Source organism: Niameybacter massiliensis (assembly GCF_001282685.1).
Taxonomy (GTDB): Bacteria; Bacillota; Clostridia; order Lachnospirales; family Cellulosilyticaceae; genus Holtiella; species Holtiella tumoricola.
Genome location: NZ_LN875035.1, coordinates 2,320,876 through 2,335,152, shown reverse-complemented (window position 1 = coordinate 2,335,152; position 14,277 = coordinate 2,320,876). Strand labels below are relative to the sequence as shown.

At 35.0% G+C, this 14,277-nt stretch carries 21 protein-coding genes; all 21 read left to right on the top strand.

Annotated features, from left to right (window positions below; translation table 11 throughout):
• The first annotated feature begins 64 nt into the window (after positions 1 to 64).
• The 21 genes from BN2390_RS16670 (at position 65) to BN2390_RS16570 (ending at position 14,256) form a co-directional block, all read left to right on the top strand.
• A complete protein-coding gene (locus BN2390_RS16670; protein WP_053985437.1) occupies positions 65 to 955 on the top strand; it encodes a hypothetical protein in 891 nt (296 codons plus the stop codon).
• Positions 952 to 1,500 carry a hypothetical protein gene (locus BN2390_RS16665; protein WP_053985436.1) on the top strand — a complete coding sequence of 183 codons (549 nt, stop codon included), beginning with the start codon at positions 952 to 954 and terminating at the stop codon, positions 1,498 to 1,500. Before BN2390_RS16670 ends, BN2390_RS16665 begins: the two co-directional genes overlap by 4 nt.
• On the top strand, positions 1,484 to 2,050 hold the full coding sequence (locus BN2390_RS16660; RefSeq protein ID WP_053985435.1) for a hypothetical protein: 567 nt from the start codon (positions 1,484 to 1,486) through the stop codon (positions 2,048 to 2,050). The genes BN2390_RS16665 and BN2390_RS16660 overlap by 17 nt, the downstream gene beginning before the upstream one ends.
• A 3-nt stretch (positions 2,051 to 2,053) precedes the next feature.
• Positions 2,054 to 2,614, top strand: coding sequence for a PilW family protein (locus BN2390_RS16655; RefSeq protein ID WP_053985434.1), 561 nt, complete (start codon positions 2,054 to 2,056; stop codon positions 2,612 to 2,614).
• A complete protein-coding gene (locus BN2390_RS16650) occupies positions 2,601 to 3,398 on the top strand; it encodes a hypothetical protein (protein WP_053985433.1) in 798 nt (265 codons plus the stop codon). Before BN2390_RS16655 ends, BN2390_RS16650 begins: the two co-directional genes overlap by 14 nt.
• A 105-nt stretch (positions 3,399 to 3,503) precedes the next feature.
• Positions 3,504 to 4,004 carry a YqeG family HAD IIIA-type phosphatase gene (locus BN2390_RS16645; protein WP_053985432.1) on the top strand — a complete coding sequence of 167 codons (501 nt, stop codon included), beginning with the start codon at positions 3,504 to 3,506 and terminating at the stop codon, positions 4,002 to 4,004.
• Positions 3,985 to 4,839: a shikimate dehydrogenase gene (gene aroE, locus BN2390_RS16640; protein WP_053985431.1), complete on the top strand. Its 855-nt coding sequence runs from the start codon at positions 3,985 to 3,987 to the stop codon at positions 4,837 to 4,839. Before BN2390_RS16645 ends, aroE begins: the two co-directional genes overlap by 20 nt.
• Positions 4,840 to 4,845: 6 nt before the next feature.
• The gene (locus tag BN2390_RS16635; RefSeq protein WP_053985430.1) at positions 4,846 to 5,328 is read left to right on the top strand and encodes a prepilin-type N-terminal cleavage/methylation domain-containing protein; all 483 of its coding nucleotides are present in this window, start codon (positions 4,846 to 4,848) and stop codon (positions 5,326 to 5,328) included.
• Positions 5,325 to 5,822 (top strand): shikimate kinase, encoded by a 498-nt coding sequence (locus tag BN2390_RS16630; protein ID WP_053985429.1) that lies wholly within the window; start codon positions 5,325 to 5,327, stop codon positions 5,820 to 5,822. Before BN2390_RS16635 ends, BN2390_RS16630 begins: the two co-directional genes overlap by 4 nt.
• Positions 5,823 to 5,849: 27 nt before the next feature.
• A complete protein-coding gene (gene aroQ / locus BN2390_RS16625; RefSeq protein ID WP_053985428.1) occupies positions 5,850 to 6,290 on the top strand; it encodes a type II 3-dehydroquinate dehydratase in 441 nt (146 codons plus the stop codon).
• Between the two features lie 86 nt (positions 6,291 to 6,376).
• Positions 6,377 to 7,459, top strand: a complete 1,083-nt coding sequence (locus BN2390_RS16620) for a M24 family metallopeptidase (RefSeq protein ID WP_053985427.1) — start codon at positions 6,377 to 6,379, stop codon at positions 7,457 to 7,459.
• A gap of 73 nt (positions 7,460 to 7,532) precedes the next feature.
• Positions 7,533 to 8,093, top strand: a complete 561-nt coding sequence (gene efp, locus BN2390_RS16615) for an elongation factor P (protein WP_053985426.1) — start codon at positions 7,533 to 7,535, stop codon at positions 8,091 to 8,093.
• Between the two features lie 133 nt (positions 8,094 to 8,226).
• On the top strand, positions 8,227 to 9,171 hold the full coding sequence (gene spoIIIAA, locus BN2390_RS16610) for a stage III sporulation protein AA (RefSeq protein WP_053985425.1): 945 nt from the start codon (positions 8,227 to 8,229) through the stop codon (positions 9,169 to 9,171).
• Positions 9,165 to 9,683: a stage III sporulation protein AB gene (locus tag BN2390_RS16605; protein ID WP_082238836.1), complete on the top strand. Its 519-nt coding sequence runs from the start codon at positions 9,165 to 9,167 to the stop codon at positions 9,681 to 9,683. Before spoIIIAA ends, BN2390_RS16605 begins: the two co-directional genes overlap by 7 nt.
• Positions 9,684 to 9,696: 13 nt before the next feature.
• Positions 9,697 to 9,894, top strand: coding sequence for a stage III sporulation AC/AD family protein (locus BN2390_RS16600; RefSeq protein WP_053985423.1), 198 nt, complete (start codon positions 9,697 to 9,699; stop codon positions 9,892 to 9,894).
• Between the two features lie 9 nt (positions 9,895 to 9,903).
• Entirely contained in the window at positions 9,904 to 10,287 is a 384-nt protein-coding gene (gene spoIIIAD / locus BN2390_RS16595; protein WP_053985422.1) for a stage III sporulation protein AD, read from the top strand.
• A 15-nt stretch (positions 10,288 to 10,302) separates the two neighbouring features.
• Positions 10,303 to 11,619, top strand: a complete 1,317-nt coding sequence (locus BN2390_RS16590) for a stage III sporulation protein AE (RefSeq protein WP_053985421.1) — start codon at positions 10,303 to 10,305, stop codon at positions 11,617 to 11,619.
• Between the two features lie 11 nt (positions 11,620 to 11,630).
• Positions 11,631 to 12,203: a stage III sporulation protein AF gene (locus tag BN2390_RS16585; protein ID WP_053985420.1), complete on the top strand. Its 573-nt coding sequence runs from the start codon at positions 11,631 to 11,633 to the stop codon at positions 12,201 to 12,203.
• Between the two features lie 18 nt (positions 12,204 to 12,221).
• On the top strand, positions 12,222 to 12,935 hold the full coding sequence (locus BN2390_RS16580; RefSeq protein WP_053985419.1) for a hypothetical protein: 714 nt from the start codon (positions 12,222 to 12,224) through the stop codon (positions 12,933 to 12,935).
• 16 nt (positions 12,936 to 12,951) lie between these two features.
• The gene (locus tag BN2390_RS16575; protein WP_053985418.1) at positions 12,952 to 13,662 is read left to right on the top strand and encodes a SpoIIIAH-like family protein; all 711 of its coding nucleotides are present in this window, start codon (positions 12,952 to 12,954) and stop codon (positions 13,660 to 13,662) included.
• A gap of 183 nt (positions 13,663 to 13,845) precedes the next feature.
• Positions 13,846 to 14,256, top strand: coding sequence for an Asp23/Gls24 family envelope stress response protein (locus BN2390_RS16570; RefSeq protein WP_053985417.1), 411 nt, complete (start codon positions 13,846 to 13,848; stop codon positions 14,254 to 14,256).
• Positions 14,257 to 14,277: the final 21 nt, after the last annotated feature.

Here is a 14,277-nt window from a genome sequence, read left to right as displayed (position 1 = left end):
TAGAGCGTTGAAGAAGGATATAAAAGAGAACATTGAATAAGAACGTATGAGAAGGGAGAATAAAGTGTTTAAGTATTTAGGACTAGAAATTGAGGAGGATCAAATTCTCATTCTATATGCCAAGTGGCACAAGAAGCACATTAAGATTCTTGCGAGTACATGCATACACTTACTAGATACTGAAGAAGAGAGACAGAATGATGACGGAACATTCTTAGAGAGCAAGCTAAGAGCATTTATGAAACAGACAAAAGCGAGACCTAATGAGACAGGCATATGTATTCATCCTAGAGAAGTATGGAGGAGAGAAATACAAATGCCTATTTTTATGGAAAAACATATGGAAACGTATTTACCAACACAAGTAGAAGGATGGGCACACGAAGACAGGAGTACTTATACTTTTACCGGAATTCAATTAATAAGAAATAAGAAGAAAGATAAAAGATTAGAACCAAAAGAAAGTGTACCATATTGTATTATGGCATGTAAAAAGGAGAAGGTATTGGCGCCTTATCAGTTACTAGAGCATTTACATTGTACACCTCAATGTGTCACAACAATTATGGATACTTTACCAACCTATACACTATTAAAAGGACATCCTAACCATTATATGATTGTTTTAGAAAAGAAGCTGAGTTGGTATGTAGGTTTTTATCAAGACAATGTCTGTACATTTGTACAAGTTATACCTAAACATCCTGACCAAGAGTTAGGCTTTGAACTCAATAAGTTAGTGAGTTTCTATGGCGTGAATCATAACCAATTACAGGTAGAACAACTTTATTTATTGGGGCTAGTAGGGACAAATGAAGCATTGGAACAAGAGTTAAAAGAATATCTAGAAATAGAGATTGTAAGTCTTGAAATGGATCCAAGTAATGAAACAAATTATAGCGGTATAATCAGTTTGTTTCAGTATATGCATCAAATGAGGAGGCGTAATAGATGAATCTAATTCCTCCAGTATATCAAAAGAATCAAAGGTATAAGCAATGGCTAGGATATAGTCTGGCATGTTGTACTTTAATGGGATTTATAGGCATTAGTGCAACATGTTTAATGCCTCTTGAAATTCTAGCTTTAGAACAAGATATTGAGCGTATTCAAAAAGCAGAAGTTTTTAGATTGATGGAAGAAAGAGACAAGTTGCAATTTGAAACGGAACAAATAGAAAAAGAAGCCAACGTATTAGATGAACAGTATAGTTACATGCAACGTGAGAAAGAAATATTTAAAGGTATTCTAGGTGATTTATTAATGCCTCCACTTAGTTTTTCAAATATAGTGGAAATCGCATTTGAGAGTGAAACCAAGGTTTGGCATGTGATAGGTAACCATTCAGAGCTTAAAGTACTTATTGAATATGAAAAGCTACTCAAGCAAAAGTATGGAGAAAATCAAATTGTATTACAAATTGAGCCTAAAGATAAAATATGGTGTTTCTCATTAAGATTATCATTAGAGGGAGAAAATGAAGATGATTCAGCTATTTAAAGGAATAAAAGATGAAATGAGAAGACTATCTACTTTACAAGTATTACTCATTTTATTAGTAGGTATGATGAGTATCTATGGAAGTTTTACATTTCCTAGTTATTTAAGAGAAAGAAAACAACTTACTGATATAAAAGGTCAATTACTGATGGAAAAGCAAGACTTAGAAGCCTATCAAGCAGATCAAGGCCAGTGGCAGGAACAGAAAGATAATCTTGAAGAGCGAATAAAGGGATTTGAACAACTCTTTCCTTATTATGAAGGTGATTATGTTGGGTTAGAGCAGTTGAAAAATAAGATAGAACCGTACCCTATTTCTAATTTGCAAGTCAGCTTTAATAAAACAGATCAAATGATACCTTTTTATTATTCAACCTATAATCTTACCTATACAACCAGTAGTGCAACAGCAAAACAAATGATCTATGATGTGATAAGGTCTTGGGGAGGTACAAGGATTTCTAAACTTGAATGGCGTACAGGAGAAAATGGTCAAGTGGACATACAGATGATGCTAGAAGTGGTAACAAGGTGTAAGGAGGAAGTATAGCAATTGAAGAAAAAGGGGAACGAGGGCTTTAGTTTTGTAGAAGTACTTGTCAGTTTTATGATAGGGATGATTGTGATAGAAATCTTAATGGGGACTTTCATATGTACAAAAAAGATACAAATACGTGAAACAAGGCAACAAGAAGCCATTAAATATGGGCAAGAGATGATACAGTATGTATGGAATGAGAGAAATAAAAGGAAAGAGATTACACAAGCAACATTGACAGCATACTTAAGTCAAAGGACACAGGCAATGAATGACTACACCTATAGTTTTGTATGGATTCCATTTACACAAAGTGAACATACAGTAGAAGAAATTGAGCTAGAAGGTGCTATCAAGTGTTCAACAGAGGAACGGTTTGACTGGAGGGGAGTAAGTGAGGCAATAGATAATGGGAGTATTGTATTAAAAACACCTAAGCAAAAGTCAGGGTTAAATGTGGGAAGTGAACTGGGGGTAACCTATATAGATGAAGCACATTGGCTTGTTGGTATTGTATCTTATAAAAATAATGAAAGGGATAAAGCACATGAGGAGTATTTCATTGCCTACCAATAAATCAGAAAAGGGCTATGTATTAAGTATCACATTACTTATGATGTCTCTAAGTCTCTTGATTATTGCAGGCTTACTTAAATGTCAAACCTTTACCTCCGCGTATCATGCTATTTGGAAAGAAACTTCATCTGTTAAGCTGATGACAGAAAATAAGGCCATGCAAGAACAAATGGAGGTCAGTCGCATGTTCGAGCAACTACAAGGGGCATTGTATAATCAATATCACAATTTATATTCTGAAGATGTAGCTGTTAATAAGGAAGCTTTTAAGATATTAAGTGCTGCACAAGCTTATCTTTTAACAACACAAACCTTCTTTCACAAAGACTCAGGTGATGGTTATTTATATAGTACTCATTTGGTAGAAGAAAGTCTGGAAGTGCATATGCCTTATATGCAAACAGAGGCACTTATGAAGGTTAAGTGTAAAAAATATACAGGTAATGTACACTTTGCCACTAATCCTTCAAAAGATCAGTTAGTACGTTATGACGAGGTGAAAAAACATATTGCAAAGATAGAAGAAACACTACAAAAGGGTGATTCTATTCAAGTACAAGCAACAAAGATAGACGCATTAAAAACAGAAATGATAAGCCGACCACTTTATGAAATAGGTGTAACAACGCAATTAGTGCATGAAGCCAAGGGAGTCCTAAGTAAACAACAAGTTTATGTAAGATTAAAGTTAGTAGAAAATCATTTAGAACAGGAGAATTCACAAGATGAGCTGGCGTATGCATTGCAATTAGAGGATTATCAAATGATGTCTGTTGTAAATTAAAGAATTTTGAAATTCAAAATAAGAGTGGCAAGAAGTGTTGCGTCGAAAGAAGAATGGGGTATACTATACGTAAGACTATTTTAGGAACTAGAAAGGAAGAAACAAATGATAAAACGACTTTATCCAAATCTCTATTTAAATTCAATCAATGAGATTGATACAGTAGCCTTAAAACAAGAAGGCATAAAAGGCATTATTTTTGATATAGACAATACACTTGTTCCTTATGATGTATTAGATCCAACAGATGAAATTATAAGTTTCTTTGAACGCCTTAAAAGTGAAGGATTTCAAATTTGTCTTGCGTCTAATAATACAGAAGATCGTGTTGTACGTTTCAACAAAGGTCTAAAAGTATTTGCTATTCATAAATCAGGTAAGCCAAGTACAAAAAGCTTCAAACGCGCTTTAGAACTGATGCATTTAACCTCTAATCAAGCAGTTATTGTAGGGGATCAAATCTTTACAGATGTGTTTGGAGGGAATCGTGCTAACCTTAAGACCATTTTGGTAAAGCCAGTAAGTGAAAAAGATGAATGGATTACAAAAGTGAAAAGAGGGATTGAAAGGAAAGTGATTGCACATTATGAAAAGCATAACAGGTAAAACGAAAGTATGTGGTGTGATAGGGAAACCTATAGATCACACCCTTTCTCCTCTTATTCATCATACCATTGCAGCATTCACGCATGAAAATTTAGCTTATGTACCTTTTCTAGTTGAAGAAAATAGAGTAGAAGATGCTCTAAAAGGTGCTCATGCATTAGGGATAAAGGGGCTCAATGTGACGATGCCACATAAAAAAGCAGTTATGCCTTGTTGTGTAGAAATTGATTCACTAGCTCAGCAAGTGGATGCAGTGAATACGCTTGTTTGGACACCAGAAGGCTACAAAGGTTATAATACGGATGCAATGGGGTTAAGAAGAGCACTCAAGCATCAGGGGATATCATTTGAGGGGCAAAATGTTGCGATCATAGGAAGTGGTGGTGCAAGTTATGCCACGGTCGTAAGTGTAATGGAAGAGGCAAGAAGTATTCATATTTTTAATCGTACTAAAGAAAATGCGAGAGTGCTTCAAGCACATTTTAAAGAGACATGCCCAGTTCCAATTATAATTTATGAAATGGAAGAAAAGCCAAAAGTAAACATAGATGTAGTCATTCAAACAACAGGTGTTGGTATGGGAAACTTAAAAGGGCAAATGCCAAAAGGGGCAAGTGAACTTTTAGAACAGGCAAATGCTGCTGTAGATCTGATCTATAATCCTAGTGAAACCGTATTTTTAAAAGAAGCTAGGCATAGAGACTTGAAAAGAATGAATGGATTTGATATGTTATTTTATCAAGCGATTATTGCCTATGAACTGATGCATCATGTTACTATAGATGAAAGTAGCATTCAAGCCATTTACATGGAATTGATGAAAGAGATAGGATGATTATAGGTGAAAGTAGGAAAAGGTTTTACACTCATGGAAATGGTTGTGGTGATAGCAATCATTGGGATAATGAGTATAGGTGTTGTAAGTGGTAGCCAGATTTTATATAAGAGGCAAATGGAGGATGTAGCGAAAGAAGTTCAACTTATTGTGGAGGTCATGCAACAAGAGGCAGCACTTCGTAACATTCAATGTAGACTTATGAAAACGGCACGAGCGTCGCAAGATGTATTACTAGTAGAAGCAGAGGGCAGAATAGAAAAAGAATATGTTATTCCCAGTCCCATTAAACTGTATATTGGTACAGAGAGCAATCCTTTTGCATCAGGAAAGGTCATAAGTTTTAATCAAGATTTGTCCCCTTCAAATTCTGGTACAATTACCATTAGGCATCAAACTTTTCCTTATAAATTAAAAATGACAGTACGCCCAGTAACAGGGCTTGTGACAATTTATCCTTTTGAAAAGGATGAAGGGGGAATAAGATGAAAAATATTTATTTTATAGGGTTTATGGGATGTGGCAAGACAACCGTTGCAAGCACTTTAGCAAGAAGTATTCAAAGAGAATGGATTGACTTAGATGAGTGGATTGTAAGAGAAGAAAAAATGCCTATTCCTCATATTTTCGAACAAAAAGGTGAAGTCTATTTTAGAGCGTTAGAAAGTCGGTTACTTCAAGAAACACTTACACTTTCGGGTAAAGTTGTTTCGACAGGTGGAGGCATCATAGGAAAGGAAATCAATAGAACATGTCTTAACCAAGAAACATGTATTTATTTAGATTGGCCTTTTGAAGAACTCTATAGAAGAATTGATGGAGACACTTCTAGACCTCTTGTAAAGAGTTATGAACAGCTTAAGGCACTTTATGAGGCTCGTAGACCACTTTATGAAGCAAGTTGTACGCTTCAAGTAAAATGTGAAGGACATACACCTTATAGTCTTACGAATTATTTAGTGGATGTACTTAAACTTAAATAAAGATTAGAGCGTAGGGAGGGACGAAAGATGAAGATTGCAATAATGAACGGGCCCAATTTAAATTTTTTAGGCATACGTGAACCAGGTATTTACGGAAGTGGCACTTTAAAAGATTTAGAAACTTCATTAACAGAAGTGGCAAAAAAATATAAGGATATAGAGCTTATTTTCTTTCAGTCAAATGGAGAAGGTGAACTTATAGACTTTATGCAAAAATGTTATCATGAACAAGTAGCAGGTATTGTATTTAATCCAGGTGCCTATACGCATTATAGTTATGCACTTGCAGATGCAATCAAAAGTATTTCATTACCTGTTGTAGAAGTACATATCTCTAATATTCATGCAAGAGAAAGTTTTAGAAGTCACTCAGTAACAGCTGCAAGCTGTATTGGGATTATTGGTGGATTTGGTTTTAAGGGATATGAGATGGGACTTGATGGTTTAATCAACCATATTGGGCAATAATTATAAATAGTCAATAAAAGCTATTATGAATTTTTATAAGGCGGCATAATTAAAGGATTACTTAATACGGAGAGAGAGGCTAGAACATGGATCAACGTTTACAAAAGTTACGTGCACAAATGGCAGCGTTAAAATTAGAAAGTATGATGGTAGCCAATTTGACTAACATCCGCTATATAAGTGGATTTGCAGGGTCAAATGCACTTTTACTTGTAACAACCGAAAAACAATATTTAATCACTGATTTTAGATATATTGAACAAGCGACAGGACAATGCCCAAACTTTGAGATTGTCAACCAAGAACAAAAAGGTACACTTGGAAAGGCAATGGAAATTGTTGAACATGACGGAATCAAGAATATTGGTTTTGAAAGTGATTATACTAACTATAGTACGTATGTAGAGTATGAAAAATATAATCATTTCACATTTGTACCCACAAAAGACGTTGTTGAAAACTTAAGACAAATTAAAGATGCAGAAGAAATTAAAAAGCTTGAAGAAGCAGAACGTATTGGTGATCTAGCCTTTTCAAAGATTATTTCACTCATTACAATGGAGTACAAAAACGGTTTAACAGAGACTGATATTGCATTAGAACTTGAACGCATCATGCGTATGAATGGCGCAAGTGGGACTTCTTTTAGCTCCATTGTAGCTGCCGGTGCCAAGTCTTCTCTTTGCCATGCAGTACCAGGTCGTGAGACATTAAATGTAGGTGATTTTGTTGTTATGGACTTTGGATGTCGCTATGAAGGCTATTGCTCAGATATGACAAGAACCATTGTGATTGGCAAACCAAACGAAAAACATCAAGAAATTTATCAAACTGTACTAAAAGCTCAACTAGCAGCACTTGATGCGATTAAACCAGGATTAAAAGGAAAAGAAGTAGATGCAATCGCACGTAATATTATAAAAGATGCAGGTTATGGCGAATACTTTGGACATGGACTTGGACACAGCGTAGGCCTTGATATCCATGAGAATCCACGTTTTTCAAGTGCTGAAGAGAAAGTTATTGAGCCAGGAATGGTGCTTACAGTAGAACCAGGTATTTATGTACCAGGATTTGGTGGCGTGCGTATTGAGGATATGGTTGTTGTAACTAAGACAGGAATTAAGAACTTAACCCACTCACCAAAAGAACTTATTGTTATAGAATGATGTAAAAAATCGTTGAAAAAACTAATAATCTAGTTTACACTATATTAGGAAAAACATATTAGGAGGAAAACCCATGATTCAAGCAGGCGATTTTAGAAATGGTGTTACCATTGAATTTGAAGGTAACTTATATCAAATTATTGAATTCCAACACGTAAAACCAGGTAAAGGTGCGGCGTTTGTACGTTGTAAAATTAAAAACATAAAAACAGGTGGTGTAGTTGAAAGAACATTCCGTCCATCTGAAAAAGTACCAAAAGCTCATATCGACCGTAGAGATATGCAATATTTATATGCAGATGGTGAGTTATTCCACTTCATGGATTTAGATACTTACGATCAAATTGCTGTAAATGCATCTTCAGTAGGAGATTCTTTAAAATTCGTTAAAGAAAACGAAATGGTTAAAGTTATTTCTCATGAAGGTAACGTATTTGGTGTAGAACCACCAATCAACGTTGACCTTGAAATTACTGAAACAGAACCAGGTCTTAAAGGCGATACAGCACAAGGTGCTACAAAACCAGCTATCGTTGAAACAGGTGCAAGAGTTATGGTACCTTTATTCATCGAACAAGGCGAAATTATTCGTATTGATACACGTACTGGCGAATACATGGGTCGTGCAAACTAATCCTCATTCGAGCGTGAACTTAGGACGTATAAGATGAAAATCTTATACGTCTTTTTTTTATGCCTAAAAAAGTTCTAGGGGGACAAGTACTTGCATATAGTTAAGTAATCAAACTGTACAAAGGAGGAAAACGATGATTCCAAAAAGTATTCTTGATATTATGCCAAGAGGCATCAAAGAATCACTTGCAAGGTTAACTACACTTAATGCTGGTATTGTGCAAGAAATTAGAATAAGGACATTTAAACCTTTAATCATTGTTATGAATAACGAGGAGTATGGACTCACAGACAGAGGACTTGAAGAGATTGCTAAAAGTCATATCGTTACCTATGAAGAGGTACAAGCTATCTTGCAATTTTTAAGTGGCTATTCGCTTTATGCTTTAGAAGATGAGATTAGGCAAGGCTATGTGACGGTTGAAGGTGGGCATCGTATAGGAATTGTAGGGAAAGCTGTTGTAGAAGACAAGAAGGTTAAAACACTTAAATATATTAGTGGATTTAATATAAGACTTTCACATGAAGTATTAGGATGTGGGAGTAAGGTATTACCCTATATGCTTTCTAGGGACAAAGTATATCATACCCTTATTGTATCACCACCTAAATGTGGTAAGACAACTTTGCTAAGAGATTTGATTAGAAATTTAAGCAATGGATACAGTGGATATGGGCCCTATACTGTAGGTGTAGTAGATGAAAGATCTGAAATTGCAGGATGCTATATGGGAATTCCACAAAATGATGTGGGCATGCGAACAGATGTATTAGATGGTTGCCCAAAAGTAGAGGGTATGCGTATGTTATTACGTTCTATGGCACCAGATATTATTGCAGTAGATGAGATTGGAAGTAAGGAAGACCTAGAAGCTATCGAAGAAGTATTAGGCGCAGGAGTAAGTATTCTTTGTACAACCCACGGAAAAGACTTAGAAGATTGTATGAAGAAACCTCAGCTTAAGACAATGATTGAAAATGGATGGTTTGAAAAGATGGTTATTTTATCTAACCGTAATGGGCCTTGCACTATTGAAACCATACAAGACTTAAGAAGAAATCAGGTGAAGGTATGCTGAAAATAATGGGGATTTTAATGATTTTTACAGGATGTAGTTTGACTGGAATATGCATTGATATGAGATATCGTAAACGTATTAAGGAATTGGAGTATTTGATTTATGCCTTTGAGTATCTGAAGGGGGAAATTAACTATAGATTAACACCACTTCATGAAGCATGTTTTAGAGTAGGAAAGGATTGTAGACACGAAATTGGTCAAATTTTTATTACTTTTTCTACGTTACTTCAAGCGAGAAATGCAGAAGATGGTGGTGCACTTTGGAGACAAGCTTTAGAAAATGAAAAACATCGTTATCATTTAAATGATGAAGACTATGAACTCATTTATGAGTTTGGAAGAGGTCTTGGTCATGTAGATAAACAGATGCAACAAGGGAACATTGAAATGATGCAAGAGAAGCTGAAGATGACATTGAATATGGCACAAAAAGAGCAAGAGAAATCAGGAAAACTTAGAACAGGTATGGGCATCTTAATTGGTGCGTGTATCAGTATACTCATTATTTAGGGGGAGATAAGAAATGGATCAAATGATGGAGCTTTTAAAAATAGGTGGACTTTCTATGGCAGTAATGTTCATGAGCATTATTTTAAAGCAGGCAGGTAAGGATAGTTATGCGAACATGGTGTCTATAGGTGGGATTACGCTTATTCTCTTGATTATAGCATCCTATATCTTACAACTCTTTGAAGTTGTAGAAACTATGTTTATGTTTTAGGAGGCGGCTATGGATATTATCAAATTAACAGGATTTGCCTTAGCGGCAGTGATCCTGGCACTTTTTGTAGGGGAGAACCATAAGACAGCAGGTAATCTGATTCGTATTTTTGCTTGTACGTTACTCTTGATTTTAATATTGCCCCAGCTAAGTGTAATCTTTTCAATTATTACTGATTTATCAACTAAGATGAGTTTAGAAGATACTTATCTTAAGATTATTTTTAAAATTGTAGGGATTGCCTATATTGCAGAATTTGGTTATCAACTTTGTAAAGATGCAGGGGAGTCAGCCATTGCAAGTAAAGTTCAACTTGCTGGGAAAGTATTAATACTTGTTCTTGCATCTCCTATTATTTTGGCACTCATTGAACTGATTACACAATTAATTTAAAAGGTGGGGTAAAAGATGCTAAAGAAAATAAGAATACCGGTATTGGTACTTCTCTTGTTCTTTTGCTTCACAATGCCGATACAAGCTTTCTCAGATGAGGTAGATGAAGAGAGTTGGATCAGTCAGCAAGAGGAAGCATTTAAGATAGAAGATCCTTTTACACAAGAGGAAGTAGAGGCGGTTGAAGAAAAAGGACAAGAAAAAGCAGCACAAGGTAGCGTGGAGAGTGTAGAAACTTTTAGTGAAGAGCAGATTCAAAGTGTGCTGAAGCAACAATTTGACATTTTAAATTGGGGAGAAATCGAGAGCCTAGAAGAAGAATTAAAACAATCTGTTCCTTATTTAGAGGATTTTGATTTGAGTAGCCAAGTACTCAAGCTGATTTCTGGAGAAGAGCGTTTTTCAATCCAAGAGGTGCTGGCACAAATAGGACAACTTTTCGTCAATGAATTTAATACATACTTTAAAATCATTATAAGGTTTATTTTAATTGTTATATTATGTAGTATTCTACAAATTTTAAGTAAGTCTTTTCAGTCACAAAATACTGCAAAGGCAGCCTACCTAGTATGCTATATTTTAGTTATTTTTACATTATCTCAGTCTTTAATGATGCTTGTACAAGTGGCTCAGAAGACCATTACTCAGCTGTATGAGATTATGCAGGTCACATTACCAACTTTACTCGCCTTTATGGCTGTATCAGGGTATATTACATCCTCAAGTGCCCTTGCACCTGTTATTATAGGAACCTTTAACATTATGACTTTTATTATTCAAAAACTTGTTTTGCCAATGCTTGTAGCAGTAATTGTCTTACATGTAGTCAGCACAATGAGTGAAGAGATTAAGGTCGATAAGTTTATAGATCTATTCTATAAAGGAATTAGATGGGGATTAAGAGGCATTATCGTAATCAGTGTAGCTATTATGGGTATTTACAAAATGACCTTGCCTTATATAGATGTAGCACTTAAGAAGGGGGCCATTAATGTATCTACAGCCTTTTTGCCCATTATTGGTGATGCAAGTAAAGGGGCTATAGAGTTTATTTTATCTTGTAGTGCATTAATTAAGAATGCGTTTGCTATAGGGGTTATTATTTGGGTCGTTTTAATAGCAGCGATTCCACTTATGAAAATATTTATACATGTCATTATGTATAATGTTGTAGGGGCTTTAATACAGCCATTAGGAGATAAGAAGATGACAGAAATAGCAGGGGTGCTTGCTAAAGGGTGTGAATTTATTCTAAGTGCAGTAGGCGTAGTTGTGGTGTTAACCATTGCGTCTATGATTATTTGTGCAAGTATTGGAATGAGTATGACTTAAAGGAGGAGGCCATGAGAAATTATTTGCTAACGATTATTTGGACAATGCTTTTTGTTGTCATTGTTGAGATGATCTTTCCAGTATCAGAGCTTAAAAAGTATTTGAAACTGGTATTAGGGTTTATTGTGCTTGTGGTGATAGCGAGTCCTTTGATTACGTTGATATCTAGTCAAGAGTGGATTCAAGGAACACCTCCTAGCGAGTATATTACCTTTTACCAAAAGCAATTTGAAGATGGAGAGTATATTCCTTATCAAGAAGAGAAAAAGAAACAAGAAGAATCTGTAAAGCAAGTTTATCAAGAACAAATAGAAAAACAACTCACAGCATTATTAGAAGCACAACTACCTGTATCAGTAGAGTCTCTAAGTAGTGAAGTGACACTAAAAGGCAGCCATATGAGCATACAAGAAGTGAAAATAGAAGTCATACCATACACATCAGAATCCTTTATTACGATTGGAAATAAGAATGAAAGTGTGGTACTTAACCAAGAGTATTTAGAAAATGAAATAAAAAAATGCATAAAAGACTTCTATAATGTGGACAACGCTAATATATATATTATAGTACAAGATAGTTAATGTTGGGAGGAAAGTGCAGTGTCAGGTAATGAAGATGAAAAAAGACAATTTACCATCAATGTGAACAACGTAACCAGACCCGAAGGTACAATCAGAGATAAGCTTGAAGAAAAAGAAACAGTTAAGAAGCAGGAACCTAAAAGTGATCCGAAACTGGGGGATCTGCTAGGACAAGTGGGAAAGAAGGTTAAGGTTCCCGTAGCCGCTATACTTTTTGCACTTATTGTAGGTGGCATTCTACTCACTTATTTGCCCCAAAAGCCAAATGCACAGCCTGTTATGAGTGAAGGGAATGAAGTGGTAGAAGCAAGTACTCGAACAGCAAATACAACGAGTACGATGACTTATGAAGAGCTCCTTGAGATGAGAATGGAGACAATCCTGACAAGTCTTGATGGAGCAGGTGTAACAAAAGTAATGGTTACAACTTCTAGTTCCACAGAAAAAGTACTGGCTGAAGAAATTACACAAAATAGCCTAGATATAGATGAACTTACCCAATCAGGCAATAAAAAAACAAGTGAAAAACAAGATGTTGAAAGGAAAATCGTAAAAGAAAAAGGGGACACACCTTTCGTCATCAAAGAAAATAAACCACAAGTTGAAGGGGTTTTAGTATTAGCAGAAGGAGCTGATGATGTGAATATTAAAAATGCTATTATACAATCTGTATCATCACTTCTAGATGTCCCAGTACATAAAATTGCAGTTTATAAAATGGTTAATAACTAATTAGGGGGTCAATTGTATGTTCCAGTTTAAGAGAAATCAAGTTATTGTAACAGTTCTAGTATTCATGATAGCCATTGCGGCTTACTTAAGTTTGACAGAAGCACCAAGCAGTTTAACCGTACCAGAAGTAGCTGAAAATGAAGCAACAATCGATATTGCAGATGCAGAATTTGACCGTGATTTCTTTGATGAATTTGGTGTAATGGAAACATTACCTCCAGATTCAGAAGATGGTTTAATTGCTGTTGAAGTATCTAATCCAGATGCAACAGTAGGTCAAAAAGAAGTTGTAATTGCTAAAAAAGATTCAGAACAACAAAACGTAACAACAGTAGATAGCAAAAATGTAGATGTAAGTTATTTTGCAGAAGAAAAAATGCTTAGAGAACAAGCAAGAGCAAAACAAATTGAAGCTTTAAATGAATACGTAGCAGATCCAAACTTAGACAAAGATGCAAAATCAAAAGCTGCTAATGATCTTTTAACAATTCAAGAACGTATTGAAAAAGAAACAGGTGCTGAATCTCTTCTTCGTGCAAAAGGCTTCAAAGATGTATTTGTAAGAATGGATGAAGATACAGTAGATGTAGTCGTAAATAAAGAAGAAGCTTTAACAGATGCAGAAATTGCTCAAATCGAAGAAATCGTTCAAAGAAAAACGGGTTACACAGTAGGACAAATCAAAATTTCTTGTCTTAAAGTAAATAACCAAACAGCCAATAAATAAAAGTTATAAAGAGCCGGTACACTAATGGTGTACCGGTTTTTCTTTTTTTAAAGAATCTAATTTGCAACTTTGGTATATTTTGATATAATAAGGATAAAAGTAAGTATCTTTTAGAAAGCCAACATGTATAAATGATTGTAAGTTGGGTATTTCTATAATAAAGAAAAATGGGAGGCAATTACTGTGGAAGAAAATAAAGTGATTGATTTAGACATTAATGTAGATGGAGATACAGAATATAAAGAGGCAGGCGAAGTACAAATCGCTGATGATGTTATTGCAGTTATTACAGAAATCGCTACATTAGAAGTAGATGGCGTATGTGCTATTGCAGGTGCAAAAAATGATATCGTTCAAACTATTCGTGGTAAAAAAGCATCTAAAGGTATTAAAATTGAAGTAAATGCTGATGAAGTGCACGCAGCCCTTGCTATTATTGTAAAATATGGTATTAAAATTCAAGATACTTGTTTAAAAGTACAAGAAAAAGTTAAAAATTCTATTGAAACAATGACAGGACTTAACGTACAATCAGTAGATGTGCATGTTGTTGGGGTAGACTTTTCACAAACAAAACCTCAAGAAGAACACTAATTTGGTGAGCTAACCTTAAGA